At 38.9% G+C, this 17,888-nt stretch carries 17 protein-coding genes; all 17 read left to right on the forward strand.

What is annotated here, in order from left to right; genetic code table 11:
* Positions 1 to 266: 266 nt before the first annotated feature.
* The 17 genes from N780_RS20340 to N780_RS00960 all read left to right on the forward strand — a co-directional run bounded on the left by N780_RS20340 (position 267) and on the right by N780_RS00960 (position 17,752).
* Positions 267 to 371 (forward strand): symporter small accessory protein, encoded by a 105-nt coding sequence (locus N780_RS20340; RefSeq protein WP_369094771.1) that lies wholly within the window; start codon positions 267 to 269, stop codon positions 369 to 371.
* The gene (locus tag N780_RS00885) at positions 371 to 1,954 is read left to right on the forward strand and encodes a sodium:solute symporter family protein (protein WP_036778837.1); all 1,584 of its coding nucleotides are present in this window, start codon (positions 371 to 373) and stop codon (positions 1,952 to 1,954) included. Before N780_RS20340 ends, N780_RS00885 begins: the two co-directional genes overlap by 1 nt.
* A gap of 184 nt (positions 1,955 to 2,138) precedes the next feature.
* A complete protein-coding gene (gene yfmF / locus N780_RS00890) occupies positions 2,139 to 3,425 on the forward strand; it encodes an EF-P 5-aminopentanol modification-associated protein YfmF (RefSeq protein ID WP_036778839.1) in 1,287 nt (428 codons plus the stop codon).
* Positions 3,425 to 4,714 (forward strand): EF-P 5-aminopentanol modification-associated protein YfmH, encoded by a 1,290-nt coding sequence (gene yfmH / locus N780_RS00895; protein ID WP_036778841.1) that lies wholly within the window; start codon positions 3,425 to 3,427, stop codon positions 4,712 to 4,714. The genes yfmF and yfmH overlap by 1 nt, the downstream gene beginning before the upstream one ends.
* Positions 4,715 to 4,725: 11 nt before the next feature.
* Positions 4,726 to 5,445, forward strand: coding sequence for an elongation factor P 5-aminopentanone reductase (ymfI, locus tag N780_RS00900; RefSeq protein ID WP_036778844.1), 720 nt, complete (start codon positions 4,726 to 4,728; stop codon positions 5,443 to 5,445).
* An 83-nt stretch (positions 5,446 to 5,528) separates the two neighbouring features.
* Positions 5,529 to 5,786 carry a DUF3243 domain-containing protein gene (locus N780_RS00905; protein WP_036778847.1) on the forward strand — a complete coding sequence of 86 codons (258 nt, stop codon included), beginning with the start codon at positions 5,529 to 5,531 and terminating at the stop codon, positions 5,784 to 5,786.
* Positions 5,787 to 6,093: 307 nt separating this feature from the next.
* Complete coding sequence (locus N780_RS00910; RefSeq protein ID WP_036778849.1) at positions 6,094 to 6,885, forward strand: DUF3388 domain-containing protein; 792 nt, start codon at positions 6,094 to 6,096, stop codon at positions 6,883 to 6,885.
* Between the two features lie 18 nt (positions 6,886 to 6,903).
* Positions 6,904 to 7,893: a helix-turn-helix domain-containing protein gene (locus N780_RS00915; protein WP_036778852.1), complete on the forward strand. Its 990-nt coding sequence runs from the start codon at positions 6,904 to 6,906 to the stop codon at positions 7,891 to 7,893.
* An 85-nt stretch (positions 7,894 to 7,978) separates the two neighbouring features.
* Complete coding sequence (pgsA, locus tag N780_RS00920) at positions 7,979 to 8,557, forward strand: CDP-diacylglycerol--glycerol-3-phosphate 3-phosphatidyltransferase (RefSeq protein ID WP_036778856.1); 579 nt, start codon at positions 7,979 to 7,981, stop codon at positions 8,555 to 8,557.
* 1 nt (position 8,558) lies between these two features.
* Positions 8,559 to 9,809, forward strand: coding sequence for a competence/damage-inducible protein A (locus N780_RS00925; RefSeq protein ID WP_036778859.1), 1,251 nt, complete (start codon positions 8,559 to 8,561; stop codon positions 9,807 to 9,809).
* Between the two features lie 165 nt (positions 9,810 to 9,974).
* Positions 9,975 to 11,012: a recombinase RecA gene (gene recA, locus N780_RS00930; RefSeq protein ID WP_036778861.1), complete on the forward strand. Its 1,038-nt coding sequence runs from the start codon at positions 9,975 to 9,977 to the stop codon at positions 11,010 to 11,012.
* Between the two features lie 323 nt (positions 11,013 to 11,335).
* Positions 11,336 to 12,898 (forward strand): ribonuclease Y, encoded by a 1,563-nt coding sequence (gene rny / locus N780_RS00935; RefSeq protein WP_036778863.1) that lies wholly within the window; start codon positions 11,336 to 11,338, stop codon positions 12,896 to 12,898.
* Positions 12,899 to 13,030: 132 nt separating this feature from the next.
* A complete protein-coding gene (gene ymdB / locus N780_RS00940) occupies positions 13,031 to 13,828 on the forward strand; it encodes a 2',3'-cyclic-nucleotide 2'-phosphodiesterase (RefSeq protein ID WP_036778865.1) in 798 nt (265 codons plus the stop codon).
* Positions 13,829 to 13,936: 108 nt separating this feature from the next.
* Positions 13,937 to 14,197 carry a stage V sporulation protein SpoVS gene (gene spoVS / locus N780_RS00945; RefSeq protein WP_036778868.1) on the forward strand — a complete coding sequence of 87 codons (261 nt, stop codon included), beginning with the start codon at positions 13,937 to 13,939 and terminating at the stop codon, positions 14,195 to 14,197.
* A 227-nt stretch (positions 14,198 to 14,424) separates the two neighbouring features.
* Positions 14,425 to 15,351: a dipeptidase gene (locus N780_RS00950; protein ID WP_036778871.1), complete on the forward strand. Its 927-nt coding sequence runs from the start codon at positions 14,425 to 14,427 to the stop codon at positions 15,349 to 15,351.
* 154 nt (positions 15,352 to 15,505) lie between these two features.
* The gene (tdh, locus tag N780_RS00955) at positions 15,506 to 16,546 is read left to right on the forward strand and encodes an L-threonine 3-dehydrogenase (protein WP_052114827.1); all 1,041 of its coding nucleotides are present in this window, start codon (positions 15,506 to 15,508) and stop codon (positions 16,544 to 16,546) included.
* Positions 16,547 to 16,576: 30 nt separating this feature from the next.
* Positions 16,577 to 17,752: a glycine C-acetyltransferase gene (locus tag N780_RS00960; RefSeq protein WP_036778876.1), complete on the forward strand. Its 1,176-nt coding sequence runs from the start codon at positions 16,577 to 16,579 to the stop codon at positions 17,750 to 17,752.
* Positions 17,753 to 17,888: the final 136 nt, after the last annotated feature.

Here is a 17,888-nt window from a genome sequence, read left to right on the forward strand (position 1 = left end):
TTCTGATCGTTTTGAAAATAAATATGCGCTATTTAGCCCCCAATGATGACCATCATTGGGGGCTTTTATGATTTAGCAGAAGGAGCCTTATGTAGACTGAACTATAATTGCTATACATTTTTCATATAGGTGATCGATGTTAAAAGTATTTTTAAAGAATGAAAGAACATGGTATGTTAATATGTGAAAATTCAGAAAAATTAAACGGTTTAAAGATTACTTTGTAAGCGTTTTCTTATTGGGGAGGGGAGATATCTATGCTTGGTATGGAGAGTGTTTCTATTGCTGTAATCTGGATTTTAACCGTACTTTCGACAATTGGGTGTGTCGTTTACGGAGCAATCATGTGGAATAAAGGGGGGGACAGCTGATGACGATGTCTATCTTAATCCCACTTTGTATAGTCTATGTTGGGATTATGTCAGGATTAGCTTATTATGGATATAAAAAGACAGTAACAGAATCTGATTACTTACTTGGTGGAAGAAATATTAACCCAGTTGTTATGGCGCTATCATATGGGGCAACATTTATTAGTACCTCTGCGTTAGTTGGTTTTGGGGGAGTTGGGTCCATTTTTGGTATGGGACTTCTCTGGTTAGCATTTTTAAATATTGTACTAGGAATTTTTGTGGCATTCGCCGTTTTTGGTACTCGAATTAGAAGATTATCTATTGAATTAGATGCATCCACATTTCCTTCATTATTAGGGAAGCGTTATGGATCTAAATTTATTACAATCTTTGCAGGTGCGATGATTTTTATTTTTATGCCAGCTTATACAAGTATTGTGTTAATTGGTGGAGGTCGATTTTTGCAAGAATCTTTGTCTTTAAACTTTAACCTCTCCCTCTTCATTTTAGCTGCTATTATAGCTTTATATGTAATAAGTGGGGGCATTAAGGCTGTTATGTATACGGATGCCTTTGGTGCAGTGATTATGCTTATTGGTATGGTGGTGTTTCTGGTGGTGACCTACCAGGCCGTTGGAGGTGTGGTTGATGGGCATAGAGCGTTAACTGCACTAAAAGATATGGTTCCTGAATCGCTCGCATCAGGTGGACATCAAGGTTGGACGAGTATGCCCTTAACTGGAAGTCCTTTGTGGTGGACGCTTGTAAGCACAATTATTATGGGTGTTGGAATTGGTGTTCTAGCTCAGCCACAGCTTATGATGCGCTGTATGACGGTTAAAGATGACAAAGCTTTATACCGTTCTGTGTTAATCGGTGGGATTTTTATTTTCTTTATGACTGGTGCAGCATTTATAATTGGTCCCTTAAGCAATGTATACTTTATGGAAACGGCAGGCCAATTATCGATTACTGCAGCGGAAGGAAACTCTGATTTAGTTATACCTAAATTTATAAATAGTCTAATGCCTGAATGGTTCATTTACTTGTTTACGCTCACTTTGCTGTCAGCGACCATTTCAACGATTAGCTCTCTTGTGCATTTACAAGCCTCAGCATTTGGGGAAGATATTATGAAGTCCATTGGAGTGAAATGGGGAAAGAATGGCCAAGGGATGACTCGCTTAGGGGTAATTGTGGGCATGTTAGCTGCTATTGGCCTCGCTTATGTCTTGCCAGGGGGGGTTATCGCTAGAGCAACTGCATTTTGGTTTGGAATATGTGCAGCTGGGTTCCTTCCTACATTAGTGGGAGCACTATTTTGGGAAAGGGCATCTAAAAATGGAGCGATTTTCAGCATCATTACAGGGTTCTCAGTTAGTATACTAGGGTTTTTATTTCTACATGTAAAAGAGTCGGGAGTTCTTGGTTTATCACAAGCTTTATTTGGGAAAGATGCTTTACTTGCGTTCCCGTGGACGCATATTGATCCTTTATTTTACGCGTTACCATTATCCGCTCTCGTATTTGTGACTGTCAGCTTATTGGATCGGCAGAAGGATGTAAGTGTACAGTCTCAATCTAAATCAATTGTAAAGTAATAGGGCGCTACCTTCTCCTTTAGATTATTAGGGAGAGGGTAGTGTCTTTTGTGTAATACTTCTCTTTATTCGCATTCTAAAAGAAAACACGTTACAATCAAAGAATACTTAAACTATTGGATAGTTTTTCATACATTAAGATAAGCTAACCATAAATAGTGTGACTCACGAAGGAGGAATTATGATGTCAACCATTGAAGAACATATGTTCAAACAAGAGGGATATCATTTACATATGATCCCGACGAAAAAATATAAAACGAATACCATTGCTGTAAAACTAAAGTCACCTCTAAATCGAGAGGTTATCACAAAGAGGGCTCTTTTACCTTATGTGTTACAACAAGCCACTAGCAACTATCCTTCTGCTCGTGCCTTTCGCACAGCTTTAGATAGTCTTTACGGTGCTGTACTAAGCGTTGATTCTTCTAAAAAAGGGGAAGATCACGTAATGACTTTCAGGATGGAGATTCCAAATGATGAAATGCTCTCAGGTGATGAATCTTTATTAAAGCAAGGGTTAGCTCTTATAAATGAAATCATCTTCCATCCTAAGGTAGAAGGTGAAGCACTTGATAATACAATCGTTGATCGTGAGAAGCAAACTCTAACTCAAAAGATTAAGTCTTTGAAAGATGATAAAATGAGTTACGCAAACACTCGCCTTATTGATGAAATGTGTAAAGAAGAGCCTTATCGATTCCATGTTCATGGTTATGAAGAAGACCTTGATGGTATTACTGCAGAGAATTTATATGAATATTATAAAGAAATGTTATCAAATGATGATATGGATGTGTACGTACAAGGGAACATAGACGCTAATGAGGTTCAGCAACTCGTTCAAGAAACGATTAAGAGAGAGGCTAACCCGAAACGTTCAAAAAATGGAACCACTCAACAAGATGCACCTTCGGAAGTTAAGGAGATTGTTGAACGTCAAAACATTCAACAAGGGAAGCTTCATCTTGGCTATCGAACATCCATTCGTTATGGCGACAAAGATTATTATGCTTTACAAGTCTTTAATGGTATTTTTGGCGGTTTTCCGTCTTCGAAATTGTTTATGAATGTTCGTGAGAAGCATAGTTTGGCTTATTACGCTGCTTCTCGATTTGAAAGTCATAAAGGTCTTTTACTAGTCTTTTCAGGAATTGATCCTAACGATCATGAACAAGCCAAAGATATTATTGAAAAGCAAATGGACGCCATGAAAGCAGGGGAGTTTTCTGAAGAAGATGTTGAAGAAACAAAACAACTCGTTGTTAACCAACTAAGAGAAACGATGGATAACCAACATGGCTTAATCGAATTAATGTATCATCAGGTGCTTTCTGGCTCGACGGTAACACCGAATGAGATCATTGAAAACGTTGAGCGTGTTACTCACGAAGATGTTGTACAGGTAGCAAAGAAAGTAGCGCTAGATACCGTCTACTTCTTAACGAAAGAAGAAGGGGGAAATGAATAATGAAGACAACTAACTATGATCAAATACAAGAAACCCTATATTCTAAAAAGCTTGAAAACGGCTTAGAGGTTTACTTACTGCCTAAACGAGAAATGGCTAAGACATTTGCTGTTTTTACAACTGAATATGGCTCTATAGATCAGACTTTTACACCACTTGGAAAAGATGAGCAAGTGACGGTCCCAGAAGGTATTGCTCACTTTTTGGAACACAAACTTTTTGAAAAAGAAGACCGCGATGTGTTCCAAGACTTTTCAAAGCAAGGTGCTTCACCGAACGCGTTCACATCTTTTACAAGTACTGCTTACTTGTTTTCAGCAACAAGTCAGATCTCAGAAAATGTTCAAACTCTTTTAGATTTTGTTCAGAATCCTTATTTTTCAGATGAGTCTGTTGAAAAGGAGAAAGGCATAATTGCTCAAGAGATTCGTATGTATGATGATCAGCCAGATTGGAGATCTTTCTTTGGTACCATTAAGAGTCTTTTTGAAGAACACCCTGTTAAAATTGATATAGCAGGTACTGTTGATTCAATTCAGAACATTACGAAAGAGGATTTATATACGTGCTATGAAACGTTCTACCATCCATCAAATATGACGTTTTTCTTAGCAGGTAACTTTGATCCTGAAGCAATGATGAAGCAGATCGAAGAAAACCAGAGTTCAAAATCGTTCGCGCCTCCAGAAGATATTAAGCGCTCCTATCCAAGTGAGCCGCAAGAGGTTGCTAATAAGCATAAAGTAATTGAAATGCCGGTTTCTGTATCAAAATGCTTAGTGGGTGTGAAAGAGGATACTTCAAGCTTAACGAAAGATACATTCCTGCAAACGGATATGATTAAGAGTATGGTTTTAGATCACTTCTTCTCTAAAAGTGGAGAATACTTTGAAAAGCTTTATAAAGAAGATCTTGTGGATGATAGCTTCTCATTTGAAACCCATCTTCATAAGACGTTTGGTTTCACCATTTTAGGTGGGAACACCAGAGAACCAGAGCAGTTTCAAAAGAGGGTTAAAGAAATGCTTCATGAATTGAAAGAACGCGAATTGACTGATGAAGAATTTGAGCGCATGAAGAAGAAGCGAATTGGGCAGTTCTTACGGTCAATGAACTCTCTTGAGTTTATTGCCACTACTTTCGTTCAGTACCGTCATTTAGGAATTGATTTGTTCCAGGTCCTTCCTGAAATTGAGAAATTAACGAAACAAGATGTAATGAATCATATACAGAATTGGATTTCAGAAGACCGCATTGCTGTTTGTGAAGTTCGTCCTTCTGAAGCGTAAGGGATTCGAGTATGAAAACATGTTTTATATTAGGGGCTAGTGGAGGGATCGGGCAAGCTATTGCTAAAAAGCTTGCTCGATCTGGCTACAGCCTTATTTTACATTACCAAACAAATCAACATGCGATTGAACAATTATGTCATTCACTTCCTGATGGGACTGTACTACAAACCGTACAGTGTGATCTTCGTAATGAGCCTAGTATAGATGAAATGATCAAGAGCATCGTGTGTCCAGTGGATACATTAGTATTTGCTAGTGGGACAAGCTTGGTCAAACTCTTCCAAGATGTAACATCTAAGGAGATGGAGGATTTGTTATTGATTCATATTAAATCCCCGTGGCTTATTTCCCAACGCCTCCTTCCTCATATGATTAAACAAAGAAAAGGTCACATTGTCATGATCTCTTCTATCTGGGGGGAAGTAGGTGCAAGCTGTGAGGTGGTGTACTCTTCTGTTAAAGGTGCTCAGGATAGCTTCGTAAAAGCTCTGGCAAAAGAAGTTGGCCCCTCAGGTGTACATGTGAACGGTATAAGACCCGGCTTTATTCAAACGGATATGAATGCACATTTTTCAAGCGAAGATCTCTCTCAAATTAAAGAGGAGATTCCATTAGGAAGGCTAGGGGAACCGCGAGATGTTGCTGATGCTGTTGAGTTTTTAGTTGGAGATGGTTCTTCTTATGTACATGGCCAAATGCTAAATGTAAATGGCGCTTGGAGTGGTTGATTTTCGTTAAGCGGATGAATAATTCTTTCCTTCTACACAAATGATAAGGGTGTAAGTTCGAGTCATATGAAGGAGGAATAACCATGTCTGTATTAGATAACTGGGATTCTTGGAAAGACTTTTTAGGTGATCGTCTTCATCAAGCTGAAGGCGATGGTTTAGATGACCGTGCCGTATCAGAGTTGGCTTACGAAGTAGGCGATTACTTAGCGAACCAAGTGGATGCCAAAAATGATCAAGAAGCGGTTCTTCGTGATCTATGGAGTGTTGCTTCTAAAGAAGAACAACATGCCATTGCAAACATGATGGTTAAGTTGGTCCACAATAACGGTACGAAGTAATAAGAGGGGGATGTCCCCCTCTTATTTTTTATTGTTATAAGAAATAACAACATTAAACTTGAATATAGCCTTCTGGAAAAAAGAATAGGCGAAATGATTCAAGAGTAGAGTGTTTGGGTACGTATAAGAATAGGTGTGTATAATAAAACGTTTCTTAAATCAAGACATTATATCCTTTTCTAATATTTGAAAATCATTTATGATAGTAATAGTATTCAAAAAACTTGAATTGGAAAAGTTTATGGATCTATCGGGTAATTAGACCTGATCTTATAGAAGAGGGATTAGGATGGGAAGGAGTTGTGATATGGAAAAGAAGGAATGGTACTTGGAATATGAAATCCAAGTAAATAGACCAGGTTTACTAGGAGATATCTCCTCTTTGTTGGGGATGCTTTCAATTAATATTATTACCATTAATGGTGTTGAGGATTCCAGGCGTGGCATGCTTCTGCTCTGTAAGAATGATGAGCAAATTAATCGTTTAAGATCCATTCTTGAAACGATGGACACGATTAGTATCACGAAGTTTCGTCGCCCAAAATTGCGTGACCGCTTAGCGGTGAGGCATGGAAGGTATATACATAGTGATATTGATGATAAGAAGACGTTTCGTTTTGTTCGAGAAGACCTTGGGTTATTAGTAGATTTTATGGCAGAGCTTTTTAAGAAAGATGAACATAAACTTATCGGGATACGTGGTATGCCAAGAGTTGGGAAGACAGAGTCGATTGTAGCAGCTAGCGTTTCAGCAAACAAGAAATGGTTGTTTGTGTCAAGTACTTTGTTGAAGCAAACCATTCGAAGCCAATTAATTGAAGATGAATATTCATCTGATAACGTCTATATCCTTGATGGGATTGTTTCTACGCGTCGTGCCAATGAAAGGCACTGGCAATTAGTGCGCGAAATCATGCGTTTACCAGCTACAAAAGTAGTAGAACATCCTGATATGTTAGTACGAGAAACCGAATACAAACTGGACGATTTTGATTATATTCTTGAGCTGAGGAATGACGAGAATGAAGAAATTACATATGAAACAGTCGACAAGCCAGACTTAGATCAAAAAGACGGCTTTTCCATGTTTGATTTTTAAGATGGAAGGTGTTATGCAATGGAAATAGGTGCTAGATTAAAGGAAGCAAGAGAGTCCCAAAACATGACTCTCGATGATGTGCAACAAGAAACAAAGATCCAAACTCGTTATTTACAAGCTATTGAAAAAGGGAATTTCAGCATTATGCCTGGCAAGTTCTACACAAGAGCTTTCATTCGTCAATATGCAGAAGCAGTAGGCTTGGACCCTGAATCCCTCATGGAAGAACACAAAAGTGAACTTCCTTCTTCTAGTGAAGAAGAATATATACAATATACAAGGCTGCAACGACAAAAGGATGAATCTCCCTCAGGTAGGAATTCTGCGTTTATGTCATTCTTGCCAAAGCTTACCATTATTTTATTAATTGTAGGTATTCTTGTTGTTGCCTTAGTGTTCTACCAGAAAACAATGGGTTCAAGCAATGACAATGACAACCCCACCCAGCAAACAGACGAACCTGTAGATACGTATGAACGCTCTGAAGGTAATGACAATTCTCCAGAAGGAGATGCTAGTAAGGCGAGCTCTGACCAATCTGAATCCGATGAGGAAGAAGAGAGTAATGATTCATCCAATAGTGAGTCAAAAGAGGATGAGTCCAATGATTCTACCCAAAAAGAGGAACAAAAAGAAGATGAAACGAAAGAAGAGCCTAAAAAACAACTCGAGCTAAAAGAAAAAGGGGAATCAACTCCAAATGGTGTAACCCCTATTTCTGTTTATGAACTTCAAAATGCCGAAGAGCTAAAAATAACGTTCTCTACTGTAAATGGCTCTACGAGTTACGTAGATATTAAAGATGCTTCTGGAAATCTTATTTTTATGGAGAACGCAGTTAAAGATGGTCAAGAAGTTGATCTTAAGGGCCAAAAAGAAGTGACCATTAACATCGGAAGAACGCCTGGAGTTACCCTTGAAATAAACGGAGAGTCTCTTGAATATCCGATCTCTCCAGATGAACAAGATGTTCAAAAAATTCGTATCATAAAAGCTTCAGCAGAATAACACCAGAAGGGAGTCATCTTGACGATGGGGCTCCCTTCTTGTATTTTAAATTTGATTAAGAGAGACTATTGGAGGTCTATTGAACATGAATATCCCGAATAAAATTACTATCTCAAGAATTTTAATGATTCCTATTTTTATGGTCCTATTATCGGTTCCTTTTAACTGGGGTACACTGAACATAGGTGAAAATGAGCTGCCAGTTTCTCATCTGATAGCAGCCATACTATTTATCGTAGCTTCTGTCACGGATTGGGTCGATGGCTATTATGCTCGAAAATATGACCTCGTAACCAACTTGGGGAAATTTCTTGATCCGTTAGCAGATAAATTACTTGTGTCAGCTGCTCTGATATCATTAGTTGAATTAGACTTAGCTGCAGCATGGATTGTTATTTTAATTATAAGTCGTGAATTCGCAGTCACAGGATTACGTTTAGTTGCAGCTGGAGAAGGTATTGTACTTGCAGCAGGGCAAATGGGTAAGTTGAAAACGTGGATTCAAATTATTGCAGCTTCAGCTCTACTCCTTCATAATTTCCCGTTTTCTTATATTGGCTTTCCATTTGGAACCATAGCTTTGTATTTGGCTATGGTTATAACAGTGGTGTCAGGTGTTGAGTACTTTATGAAAAACTGGCATGTAATGAAAGGATCTAAATAATATGACACAACTTGTTAAAGGTGAAATTGTCGCAGTCGGAACAGAATTGCTTCTAGGGCAAATTGTGAATTCAAATGCGCAATGGATTTCACAAGAATTAGCAAACAGAGGTGTTGGCGTATTTTATCATACGGTTGTAGGTGATAATTTAAGCAGACTCGAAGCTCAGTTTAAAGAATCAGCAGAACGTTCTGACCTTATTATCATCACGGGAGGATTAGGACCTACTGACGATGATCTGACTCGTGAGGCAGCGGCCAACGTCATGGGAAAAGACATTATACAAGACGATGAGGCATTAGCTTCAATTGAAGCATACTACGCTCGAAACAACCAACAAATGACGCCGAATAATAAGCGTCAAGCACGAATTATCGAGGGAGGAGATCTGCTTCATAATCGTGTAGGTATGGCTCCTGGATTTGTTGTTCAACAAGGCCAGAAATTATGGGTGTTCCTTCCTGGTGTACCAAGAGAAATGAAAGCTATTTTAGAAGATGATGGTTTTAAATATATAGAGAAATATTTCAACATTAATCAAACTATCCAATCTCGCATGTTGCGTTTTATTGGAATTGGGGAATCCCAGCTTGAACATGACCTGAAAGATTTAATTGAGGGACAATCTAATCCTACAATAGCCCCTTTAGCCAGTGCGGGGGAAGTGGGGCTACGTCTTACAGCAAGATCTGATTCTGAGGAAAAAGCTGTGTCGCTTATAGAGGAAGCAGAACAAGAAATTAAAAAACGGATTGGAAAGTACTGCTATGGCACCGATCAAGATACTATTCAATCTAAGGTGATGCAGTTACTGCGAGAAAAAGAACTTACAATAAGTGCCGCTGAAAGCATAACCGGTGGACGTTTCACTGACACCCTTGTTTCATTCGAAGGAGCTTCCTCTATATGTAAAGGTGGGATCGTATCTTATTCTAATGAGTCTAAGAAAAGTCTATTAGATATACCAGAGCTCATTCTAGGTGAATACGGAGCGATATCAGAAGCTTGTGCTATGTCAATGGCTGTGAATGTATCAGAGAAACTTAACAGTGATATAGGGATTAGTTTCACAGGTGTAGCAGGTCCTGATCCTTCAGAAGGTCAAGAAGTAGGTACGGTTTATATTGGAATTTATGTAGATGAAAACCAACCAATCGTTAAATGTTTTCACTTTAATGGTGATCGTGATATGATTAGACACCGAAGTGTTAAAAAAGGTTATGAACTTTTATATAATTTATTAAAATCGTAAAATCAACAATGTGTTCTCCCTTAAAATTTTGTTTTCATAATAGGATATTTCATTTTTAAGGGAGAACGTCTCATTAAAAACAGGGAACATTTATTCGCATTTTTGTTGGCAAATGATTAAAAACGCGTTATGATAGGTGTAGTTAATTCGTAAGGGGGAAACAAAGTGAGCGATCGTAAACAAGCGTTAGATATGGCTTTACGTCAAATAGAAAAGCAATTCGGTAAAGGTTCAATCATGAAATTGGGCGAACAAGCTGAAATGAAAGTGAATACAGTGCCAAGTGGTTCTTTAGCTCTTGATGTGGCTTTAGGTGTAGGTGGATATCCCCGTGGTCGTATCGTAGAAGTATATGGACCAGAGTCTTCTGGTAAAACAACGGTTGCGCTTCACGCTATTGCAGAAGCACAACGTCAAGGTGGACAAGCGGCATTTATTGATGCTGAGCACGCTCTAGATCCAGTTTATGCACGTGCATTAGGTGTGGATATTGAGAATCTGTTACTGTCTCAGCCTGATACAGGAGAACAAGCTCTTGAGATCGCAGAAGCCCTTGTTCGAAGTGGTGCAATAGATATTATTGTCATTGACTCTGTAGCAGCTTTAGTACCAAAAGCTGAGATTGAAGGGGAAATGGGAGACTCACACGTAGGTCTGCAAGCTCGACTTATGTCTCAAGCGCTTCGTAAACTTGGCGGTGCTATTAATAAATCGAAAACAACGGCTATGTTTATCAACCAAATACGTGAAAAAGTTGGGGTTATGTTCGGTAATCCTGAAACAACTCCTGGTGGACGTGCGTTAAAATTCTATTCTTCTGTTCGTTTAGAAGTGCGTCGTGCTGAAACGCTTAAGCAAGGAAACGAAATGGTTGGTAATAAAACCAAAATAAAAGTCGTTAAAAATAAGGTAGCTCCTCCGTTCAGACAGGCTGAAGTTGATATCATGTACGGTGAAGGGATCTCTAAAGAAGGTGAGCTAATCGACATTGGTACTGACCTCGACATTATAACGAAGAGTGGTTCTTGGTATTCCTATAATGACGAACGAATGGGGCAAGGCCGCGAAAATGCAAAAGGTTATCTTAAAGAAAATCCTGACCGCTACGATGAGATCAATACGAAGATTCGTCAGCATTATGACATGTATGATGATCCTGAAGGTGCCAAAGAAAATGGGAACCAGGATACTCTAGATGTTTAATAGATATTGGTAAACCTAAAAATCCTGCAAATGTTGCAGGATTTTTTCCTACATAATGGCAAGCAGTTCTGTGCAGATATAGAGTTATATGGTTACGTGGGTTATTGAACATGTAAGAGAATGAATGAAATAGAGGGAGAAATTGGACGCTTCCTTGACAATAACCCTCGTCAAGCTTAGAATTAATATGTATAATTTTCATTTTTCTTAACTTTATACAAAATGTTTTGAATCTTTAAAAACGAAAATGAAAATGAAACAAACATGTACATGCCGACAAACATGTATGGTAAAAAGTGAAAAAGCAAGAGGAGGTGAATGGTATGGATAACTTAATCACAATCATCCTCATTTTGCTTTTCGTCATCATCGCTTATGTTGTTGGTTATTGGGTTCGGAAGTCCATTGCGGAAGCGAAAATTTCTAGTGCCGAAGATTTGGCGAAACAAATTGTTGAAGAAGGTCATCGTAATGCGGATGCAGCAAAGAAGGAAGCGCTGCTTGAAGCAAAAGAAGAGAATCATCAACTTCGTCAAGAAGCTGAAAAAGAAATTCGCGAACGACGCACAGAGCTTCAAAAGCAAGAAAGCCGTTTGATGCAAAAGGAAGAGAATCTGGATCGAAAAAGTGAAACGCTTGATAAGCGCGAACTGACGTTAGAAAAGAAAGAAGATTCATTAACTGAAAAACAACAACAAATTGAAGAAACGGAAAGCAAAGTGGATGAAATGAGAAAGCAGCAACAAACTGAGCTTGAACGTATTTCTGGATACACAACAGATCAAGCAAAACAGGTTATTTTAGAACGTGTTGAACAAGAAGTTGCTCACGAATCAGCACTTATGATTAAAGAGGCAGAAAACCGCGCCAAAGAAGAAGCAGACAAGAAAGCGAAGAATATTCTTTCTCTTGCTCTTCAACGTTGTGCTGCTGACCACGTTGCTGAAACAACGGTTTCCGTTGTAAACTTACCGAACGATGAGATGAAAGGTCGTATCATTGGTCGTGAAGGGCGTAATATCCGTACTCTTGAAACACTTACTGGAATTGATCTTATTATTGATGATACCCCAGAAGCTGTAATTCTTTCTGGATTTGATCCGGTTAGAAGAGAAATCGCGCGTAATGCGCTAGAAAAACTTGTTCAAGATGGACGAATTCACCCAGCACGAATAGAAGAAATGGTCGAAAAATCACGTCGTGAAGTAGATGAATTTATAAGGGAAGTTGGTGAACAAACCACGTTTGAAGTGGGCGTTCACGGTTTACACCCAGACCTTGTTAAGATATTAGGTCGTTTGAAGTATCGTACAAGCTACGGTCAAAACGTATTGAAGCACTCTACAGAAGTCGCCTACTTATCTGGACTTTTAGCTGCGGAGCTAGGTGAAGACGAAACGTTAGCTCGACGTGCAGGACTGTTACATGATATTGGTAAAGCGATTGATCATGAAGTAGAAGGTAGTCACGTTGAAATTGGTGTTGAATTAGCGAAGAAATATAAAGAAAATGATACCGTCATTAATGCGATTGCTTCACACCATGGAGACGAAGAACCTACTTCAGTTATTTCTGTTCTTGTAGCGGCAGCAGACGCCTTATCTGCGGCGAGACCAGGAGCACGAAGTGAAACATTAGAGAATTATATTAAGCGCTTAGAAAAGCTTGAAGAGATTTCTGAGTCCTATGATGGCGTTGAGAAATCCTTTGCCATTCAAGCAGGACGAGAAGTTCGTATTATGGTGAAACCAGAAGAAATCGATGACTTGAAGTCCGTTCAACTTGCTAGAGATATAAGGAATCGTATTGAAGGTGAGTTAGATTACCCAGGTCATATAAAAGTAACCGTTGTTCGAGAAACAAGAGCGGTAGAATATGCAAAATAATAAAGCGACCCTTTGGGTCGCTTTATTTTATGTCTAAACCTATGTATAATACTAAAAACAGCCACAAAGTCATTTGAACTACCTATATGACTGTGTATCACTGAATGAAACGAAATAAGAGAGGGACAAAACATGAAAATATTATTCGTTGGAGACGTAGTAGGCTCACCGGGCCGCCAAATGGTAGAAGATTACTTGCCTAAATTAAAAAACTCTTACCAACCACACTTCACTATTATTAATGGTGAAAACGCAGCTTCTGGTAAAGGGATTAATCATAAGATCTATCAAAAATTTCTTGAACTTGGGGCGCAAGCTGTTACATTAGGGAATCACGCTTGGGATAAAAAAGAAATTTTTGATTTCATTGATGATGCTGATAAAATGATACGCCCAGCCAATTTCCCTGAAGGAACGCCTGGGGATGGTATTATGTATGTGAAAGATAATGGCGTAGAGTTAGCTATTATTAACTTGCAAGGCAGAACCTTTATGCCACCATTAGATGATCCCTTTAAAAAAGCGGATGAATTAGTTAAAGAGGCAAAGAAACGAACAAATCTTATATTTGTAGATTTTCATGCTGAAGCAACTTCTGAGAAGCAAGCCCTAGCTTGGTATTTAAACGGTCGAGTAAGTGCTGTTGTCGGGACGCATACTCACGTTCAGACTGCAGATGACCGTATTCTATCGGATGGAACAGCTTATATAACCGACGTAGGAATGACAGGTCCTTATGATGAGATTTTAGGGACAGACAAGGAAGCGGTCATTAAGAAATTTCTTACAAATTTACCAGTACGTTTTGAAGTTCCAAAAACGGGAAGAACACAACTAAGTGCATTCCTTGTTGATGTGGATGCCTCCTCCGGCAAAGCACGTAAAGTTGAGCGAATCCTAATTAACGATGATCATCCATTTTTTAGCTGATTATTTGAATTTTTAGAAAAATTCGTTCATAATAGGAGGGAATAACTTTTCAACTCCATGAATATAGTAGAAATGGAAGAATCTTAGGTTACGAAGGAGGAACTAGTAGTGGAAATATTAAAAGTTTCAGCAAAATCTAACCCTAATTCTGTAGCAGGTGCACTTGCGAACGTGCTAAGAGAACGCGGCTCAGCAGAAATTCAGGCTATCGGCGCTGGTGCCCTAAACCAGGCCGTGAAAGCGGTAGCAATCGCTCGAGGATTCGTTGCTCCGAGTGGTGTTGATTTGATTTGTATCCCTGCCTTTACGGATATCATGATTGATGAGGAAGAACGTACGGCTATTAAACTCATTGTTGAGCCAAGGTAACTGAATAAACAGGGTGTCCCCTATTCTTTTTTGGGACACCCCTTTTATATGCTTGAAACAATTTTTCCTACTAGTTATATAGATAGGGCTCACTTAGGTATGAATCTAGATCAATCTAGTGATTGAGTTAGAATCCTCTTAAGGGGTCCTTTTTTTATCGTTTACTTTACAGATATAATGGATCTTTTACGAGATTGATTGATAGTAGGACAACAAGGAGGTTCACCATGATTATTGATGCTCATTGCGATGTGTTATGGAAGTTATGGGAAAACCCTGAGCGCTCTTTCTTTAATAGTTCTGATTTACAAGTGAATTATGAGAAATGGATGAGTTCGCCGGTTAAGGTGCAATGCTTTGCTATTTTCGTTCCTGAAACAGTTCCTCATGCTAGCCAATTTGATGTAGCTCTAGAGATGGTTCAATTATTTAAAGAACGTATAGTTGATCCTTATGAAAAGATTGTCTGGATTAAAAGTCAAGATGACCTTCTTTCTCTAGGCTCCAATGAAAGAGGTGCTGTCTTAACGCTTGAAGGCTGTCATCCAATAGGAGATCAATTGAGTCGTCTTAAGACACTTGTTCAGTTAGGAGTGAGGGCAGTTGGTTTAACATGGAATCAGGGGAATGCGGTTGCAGATGGGATAGGTGAGTCAAGAGGGGCGGGTTTAACAGACTTTGGGAGAGATGTAATTCGCTATTTAAATAAAGAACAGATATGGACAGATCTATCTCATGTTTCTTATAAGGGGTTTTGGGATACCATGCAAATTGCTGACTTCCCTATGGCGAGCCATTCTAATGCATATTCTATTGCTTCACACCCCAGGAACCTAGACGATGCTCAATTACGAGCTTTAATAGAGAGGGGTGCCTTTATTGGTGTAACATATGTTACGGAATTTCTAAACTTAACTCTAGTGGCATATAGGAAAGATGTACTTCGTCATATGAAACATATTATTAACCTTGGTGGTGAGTGCTCCCTTGGTTTTGGATCTGACTTTGATGGTACAGATAAAGTGGTTACAGGTCTTGAGGATCATACAGATTATGAATCTTTCCTTTCTCAAATCGTTGTTAATAACTTTCCGCAGGATACAGTAAGAAAGGTCTGTTATGAAAATTTCATACGAACGTTTCCAAGGAAGTAAGGGAGGGTTTAACTCATAAATTTTGAAAACGTTTTCTAATGGTGCGCATTTGTTCATATCAGGAGGACAACAGAGGAATTGATACTAGATTAATAGCGTTATTTATGATATTAATAGTATTAAAGGGAGTTTTAATAAGGAGATGTTGTTCATCATGAATGGAAAAATGAAAGCAATAAAGAAAAGTGAAAGGGGCCCGGGAGCTGAATTAGCAGAAGTAGAGATCCCGGCAGTTGGAGATTTAGATGTTCTGATAAGAGTGAAAGCAACGTCTATTTGTGGGACAGATGTCCATATTTATAATTGGGATGAATGGTCGAAGAGTCGTGTGAATCCACCATATGTATTTGGACACGAATTTGCAGGAGAAGTTGTCGAGGTTGGAGAAAAAGTAACGAAGGTACAAGTTGGAGATTATGTTAGTGCAGAAACGCATATCGTATGTCACCAATGCCCACAATGTTTAACAGGTCAATTCCACATTTGTGAAAACACTAAGATTATTGGAGTCGATACTCAAGGGTGTTTTGCAGAATATGTTGCCTTACCTGAAGAGAACATGTGGAAAAACCCTGCCGATATGCCAGTAGATATAGCTTCTATTCAAGAGCCTATGGGGAATGCTGTACATACTGTTTTAAATGGAGATGTTGCTGGGAAAACAGTAGCAATCATTGGATGTGGTCCAATTGGTCTTATGGCTGTTGGCGTAGCTAAAGCTGCAGGGGCCTCACTGGTATTAGCATTTGATGTAAATCCATATCGCTTAGAGCTAGCCGAAAAAATGGGAGCAAGCATAACCATCCATTCCGGAAATGAGGACCCTGTTAAACGTGCAAAAGACCTTACTAATGGGCACGGTGTAGATGTTGTGTGTGAAATGAGTGGGCATCCAGTTGCTATGGATCAGGGATTTAAAATGATAACAAACGGTGGAAGGGTCTCGATTTTAAGTCTGCCTGTACAACCTGTTCACATTGATATTACAAATGATGTGGTATTTAAAGGGATTCAAGTGCAAGGTATTACGGGGAGGAAAATGTTTGAAACATGGCAACAGGTTTCCAGGCTCCTGCAATCTAATCAAGTTGATGTGACTCCCATTCTTACTCACCACTTACCTCTTGAAGATTTCCATAAGGGGTTTGAGTTAATGAATGAGGGTAAATGCGGCAAAGTTGTTTTGCATCCATAATCCCATAATAATTTAGGAGGTTTTTACGGTATGAAAGGTTTTGAACATTTACAAACAGAACTAGAGGAAATGAAAGACCAAGGGACATTCAGAGAGCTGATTCCGCTCGAATCTGCACAAGGCTCTCGTGTAACGATTAAAGGCAAAAATGTTATCCAACTGTCTTCTAACAACTATCTTGGGTTAACCTCACACCCTAGGCTTAAGCAAGCAGCTGAAGAAGCGGTTAAAGAGTATGGTGTTGGAACTGGGTCAGTTCGTACAATCGCTGGAACACTTTCTATGCATGAAGAGTACGAACGTAAATTAGCGAAGTTTAAACACACGGAAGCTGCTCTTGTGTTTCAATCTGGTTTTACAACAAACCAAGGTGTATTATCTTCTATGTTAAATGACCAGGATGTTGTCATTTCAGATGAACTGAACCATGCTTCTATTATCGATGGGATTCGCTTAACAAAAGCTGCAAGAAAGATCTACAAGCATGTAGATATGGAGTCACTTGAAGCTAAATTGAAAGAATCAAGTGAATACCGTACACGACTTGTTGTGACAGATGGAGTATTCTCTATGGATGGAAATATTGCTCCTTTAATAGAAATTGTAGAGCTTGCTGAGAAGTATGATGCACTTATCATGGTAGATGATGCTCATGCTAGTGGTGTGCTTGGTGAGAATGGAAGAGGTACTGTTAACCATTTTGGACTAGACGGTAGAGTACATATCCAGGTAGGAACATTAAGCAAGGCTATTGGTGTCCTTGGGGGGTATGTGGCTACTTCTCAAACATTAAAAGAATATTTAATCCATAAAGGGAGACCATTTTTATTCAGTACATCTCATCCTCCAGCTGTAACAGCAGCGTGCGATGCAGCTATTGATGTTTTACTTGAGGAACCAGAGTTAATACAAAAACTTTGGGATAATACGAAATTCTTCAAAGATGGTTTGAAAGAACTTGGGTTTGATACAGGGATTAGTGAAACCCCTGTTACTCCTGTTATGATAGGTGATGACGCGTTAACGCATAAATTCTCAGATGAATTGTTTAATGAGGGTGTTTTTGCTCAAGGAATTGTGTTCCCAACTGTGCCTAAAGGAAAAGGAAGGATCCGTACAATTGTAACCGCTGAACATTCAAAAGAAGAACTGCAGGAAGCACTAAATGCATTTGAACGAGCTGGAAAAACGCTTGGCATTTTGTAAGCTTTAACAACCTATTCTTTGTGAAAAGGCCGTTCCTGTAGAGGAATAGGCCTTTTTCTTATTCTTTCCTACATATGTTCACGAAATTTTCTTTTATTTTAAGGTCAGAGACTGATATAATATTACAATTAGAGAC

The organism is Pontibacillus chungwhensis BH030062, assembly GCF_000770675.1.
Classification (GTDB): Bacteria; Bacillota; Bacilli; order Bacillales; family BH030062; genus Pontibacillus; species Pontibacillus chungwhensis.

Coding starts and splice junctions, on each gene's coding strand:
- N780_RS00950 (WP_036778871.1), top strand. CDS start 14,425: ATGATTATTGATGCTCATTGCGATGTGTTATGGAAGTTATGGGAAAAC.
- N780_RS00910 (WP_036778849.1), top strand. CDS start 6,094: ATGGAAAAGAAGGAATGGTACTTGGAATATGAAATCCAAGTAAATAGA.
- N780_RS00905 (WP_036778847.1), top strand. CDS start 5,529: ATGTCTGTATTAGATAACTGGGATTCTTGGAAAGACTTTTTAGGTGAT.
- yfmF (WP_036778839.1), top strand. CDS start 2,139: ATGTCAACCATTGAAGAACATATGTTCAAACAAGAGGGATATCATTTA.
- ymdB (WP_036778865.1), top strand. CDS start 13,031: ATGAAAATATTATTCGTTGGAGACGTAGTAGGCTCACCGGGCCGCCAA.
- N780_RS00885 (WP_036778837.1), top strand. CDS start 371: ATGACGATGTCTATCTTAATCCCACTTTGTATAGTCTATGTTGGGATT.
- tdh (WP_052114827.1), top strand. CDS start 15,506: ATGAATGGAAAAATGAAAGCAATAAAGAAAAGTGAAAGGGGCCCGGGA.
- yfmH (WP_036778841.1), top strand. CDS start 3,425: ATGAAGACAACTAACTATGATCAAATACAAGAAACCCTATATTCTAAA.
- rny (WP_036778863.1), top strand. CDS start 11,336: ATGGATAACTTAATCACAATCATCCTCATTTTGCTTTTCGTCATCATC.
- N780_RS20340 (WP_369094771.1), top strand. CDS start 267: ATGGAGAGTGTTTCTATTGCTGTAATCTGGATTTTAACCGTACTTTCG.
- N780_RS00960 (WP_036778876.1), top strand. CDS start 16,577: ATGAAAGGTTTTGAACATTTACAAACAGAACTAGAGGAAATGAAAGAC.
- N780_RS00925 (WP_036778859.1), top strand. CDS start 8,559: ATGACACAACTTGTTAAAGGTGAAATTGTCGCAGTCGGAACAGAATTG.
- ymfI (WP_036778844.1), top strand. CDS start 4,726: ATGAAAACATGTTTTATATTAGGGGCTAGTGGAGGGATCGGGCAAGCT.
- pgsA (WP_036778856.1), top strand. CDS start 7,979: ATGAATATCCCGAATAAAATTACTATCTCAAGAATTTTAATGATTCCT.
- N780_RS00915 (WP_036778852.1), top strand. CDS start 6,904: ATGGAAATAGGTGCTAGATTAAAGGAAGCAAGAGAGTCCCAAAACATG.